The sequence below is a fragment of the Bartonella sp. AP30XZML genome (assembly GCF_042195945.1).
GTDB lineage: Bacteria > Pseudomonadota > Alphaproteobacteria > Rhizobiales > Rhizobiaceae > Bartonella.
In genome coordinates this window covers 1-2,925 of record NZ_JBHIPJ010000119.1, presented here as the reverse complement: position 1 = coordinate 2,925, position 2,925 = coordinate 1, and the positions used below count along the sequence as shown (strand labels likewise).

At 40.9% G+C, this 2,925-nt stretch carries 3 protein-coding genes and 2 pseudogenes; 2 read left to right on the top strand and 3 right to left on the bottom strand.

All coding sequences use genetic code 11. The annotated features are described in order from the left end of the window. A pseudogene (locus ACFIL2_RS10240) lies at positions 1-291 on the bottom strand (phage tail protein); the annotation flags it as partial. A gap of 164 nt (positions 292-455) precedes the next feature. Here ACFIL2_RS10240 and ACFIL2_RS10235 point away from each other — a divergent pair. Both ACFIL2_RS10235 and ACFIL2_RS10230 read left to right on the top strand, forming a co-directional pair. Beyond that, the gene (locus tag ACFIL2_RS10235; protein ID WP_317993618.1) at positions 456-770 is read left to right on the top strand and encodes a type II toxin-antitoxin system HigB family toxin; all 315 of its coding nucleotides are present in this window, start codon (positions 456-458) and stop codon (positions 768-770) included. Further along, positions 767-1,123, top strand: a complete 357-nt coding sequence (locus ACFIL2_RS10230; protein ID WP_156851753.1) for a type II toxin-antitoxin system HigA family antitoxin — start codon at positions 767-769, stop codon at positions 1,121-1,123. Before ACFIL2_RS10235 ends, ACFIL2_RS10230 begins: the two co-directional genes overlap by 4 nt. Positions 1,124-1,220: 97 nt before the next feature. Here the strand turns inward: ACFIL2_RS10230 and ACFIL2_RS10225 are convergent. Continuing rightward, positions 1,221-1,451, bottom strand: a pseudogene (locus tag ACFIL2_RS10225) (DNA adenine methylase); the annotation flags it as partial. Positions 1,452-1,562: 111 nt separating this feature from the next. Beyond that, positions 1,563-2,924, bottom strand: coding sequence for a Bgr_08870 family protein (locus ACFIL2_RS10220; protein ID WP_375680046.1), 1,362 nt, complete (start codon positions 2,922-2,924; stop codon positions 1,563-1,565). Position 2,925: the final 1 nt, after the last annotated feature.

The window sequence follows — 2,925 nt, the reverse complement described above, 5'->3', positions numbered from 1 at the left end:
TTCGTTGTCACCTTCGTTCACGCGCACGACAACGACAATTGCTCCTACTTGTTTAAAAATAAGATCAAGGGCATTGGGTAAGGTACCTTGACGCTTACCCGTTTTATCGAGTTTTGCAGCTTGTGAAAGAGAACCCGTTACCAAAACGGGTGTGTTAAGAGGAAAGGCTCGTTCATCCGCATCTGGCGCTGTGCCAACAATTCCGATAACTGCCGATTGTACCGCGCGAAGGGGGCGGGTGCCGTCGTCAACTTCAACGACTTCAACACCGTGTAGAAAACCTGTTGCCATACTTTATGCTCCTTTGAAATATTGGCTAATGAAATGAATGGGAAAAATGAGAGGTAAAAAGCCGCTCTTGAGAAAGGTTTGTTTTCAACAAGCACTTTCTTTTTATAAATATCTTGACTTGGTCCCAAAATGGTACTAAGATTGATAAAAATCAGGATAAACTTATGAAAATTGTTAAAATCTCCACACTTCAAACTTTTTGGGCTCGATATCCTGATGCTGAACAACCGTTAAAAGCATGGGTAGATGAAGCTAAAAATGCGCAGTGGCGTTCTCCTCATGACATTAAAGAGAAGTATAAAAATGCAAGCATATTAAAGAATAATCGTGTTGTTTTTAATATTAGAGGCAATGATTATCGTTTAGTTGTTTCAATCTTTTATCCAGCAGGTTGGCTTTATATAAAATTTATAGGGACACACAAACAGTATGATGCAATTGATGCTAATACTGTAGAACTAAAGGAATTTAAGAAATGAATATCAAACCACTTCGCACTGAAAGAGATTATCAAGAAGCTTTAGAAATTGTGTCTGCAATGTTTGACAATCAACCTAAAGAGAATACTCCAGAATTTGATCAAATGGAGGTTCTTGTGTTGTTGATTGAAGCGTATGAAGCAGAACACTATCCTGTTTCTCCTCCTCACCCGATTGAAGCTATTAAATTTAGAATGGAACAAATGAACTTAAGTGCTAAAGATCTCGTTCCTGCGATTGGTCATTTAAATCGTGTTTATGAAATCTTGAGTGGTAAAAGAAAATTAACACTGCGCATGATTAAAAACTTGCACCAACAGTTCAATATTCCACTAGAAAGTCTGATAGCTTAGGTTTTATACTAATTTATTTTTTTGAAAGATTTTTAAGGGGTTTCAAAAGGTCTTCAAAGATCATTTAAAGACCCTTTAATATGTATTATTTCTCGTTTTAGAAATCGCAATTTGAGATGATCAGCTCTTGAGCCGGCATTGGATTATTTGAACCACATGTATAAGATGTATTCACTTCTTTTAGTTTAAATTGGCTAAAGGTTTTTCGGATCTCTGGCACATCATTGAGAGACAGAACAAACTTTCCCTTTAATTGTGCAAGCAGTGTGGACATCGTCTGGTAATCCTCTCGCTTAAACAAATCCTTGCCATAGCAATTCTCAACGCCTGTTAAAGCCCTTTTAAAGGGCTTTAAAAGAGCTTTAAAAGGACTTAAAAACATATAAGCCTGCTCATACAAAAGCTATCAATTTGACTTGCGCTATTTTTGGTTTTGTATTTAATCTTTCCATAACCTTATAAGAACAGCGCCATCAGCTCCAGCGCCGCTTGGAGAGGAATCTCCATGAGAGCCAGCACCACCACCACCAAAACCACGCCCTGCTTTTCCCGAACTATAGGAACCTTTGCCGACTCCTCCAGAGCCACCACGTGATGTATCACCTCCAGCATCGCCTCCATTACCGCTTGTTTTACTCGTAATTCCATTCGTTCCAGCATAACCATTTCCGCCTTTGGCAATTCCTGGATGTTCATCCGTTGCTAAACCAAAGTTTCCACCTGTTCCTCCAGCACCGCCACCGCCTGAATAGTAGGTAGTCGTACCACCACCAAATCCCGTGTGAGATTGATAGGCAGAAGCACCCCCACCACCATGTCCTCCTGTCGCCGTAATAAAATTCTTTCCAACAGCTGTTGTTCCTCCAGAATTTCCTGTCGCACTGCGTGATGCAACAGAAGCGCCTCCTTTACCAATCAAAATATCTTGATGACCGTTTAAACTGGCTTTATAGCCATACCAGACTGAACAACCGCCACCGCCGCCACCTCCTCCTAATCCTGGCGTATCTGCTCCACCACCACTACCGCCACCACCCCAAGCTTGGATCTCAACCTTGGTTTGGTCCGTTACCCAATCGGGCCATTGAATTTTTCCATTTTGTGTATACAGCAGTTCAGCATCAGCAAGAGCCGGCCAATTCGTGATTTTATCGGTCAAATCTTTTTTAAGACTCTTTATTTGTGACAAAATGGCGGCATCCACTTGCGCTTTCGTATAAACAAGATCTCCATCGACTTTTAAAGGTCCTTTAAGCAAGCTTCCGGTTGTGCTTAGACTGGTAACTATTTCACCATTATGGGTGAGGTTCAATGATGCATTACCCAACAGTTCTAAGCCACCACTCATAGTGACTTTGCTGGTAAATTTATTATAACTTTGCCATTCATTTGGGCTTGTGAGGTGTCCATAGCTTGTGAGATCTTCATTGATCTTGGCTCTAAAATCGTCAAGACCCACGATATCTTCTGTTTTATGTTGATGTGCGCCTAACAATGATATTGCACTGCCAAAAGTGAAGTTATTATTGCTTGATTTATAGAGAACATAATTGTTGGCGGCATCTTTTGCCCCCTCGATATCGCTTAAATCAGCAAATGAGAAGGTTTTATCCGCTGCCATTTTGCCATTGAGGGCTGTTTCAAGATCTGCAACATCACTTATGGTATGCGTGTGTTGTAAAGGTGCTTTTTGGTCTACCTTGTCCTCAACACCCGCAATGGCTTGATCAATTTTGGTCAAGTTTTCCCGCAAGATTGGGAATTCAGAACTGATAAAGCGTCCTTCTTTAGGCAATTCCATG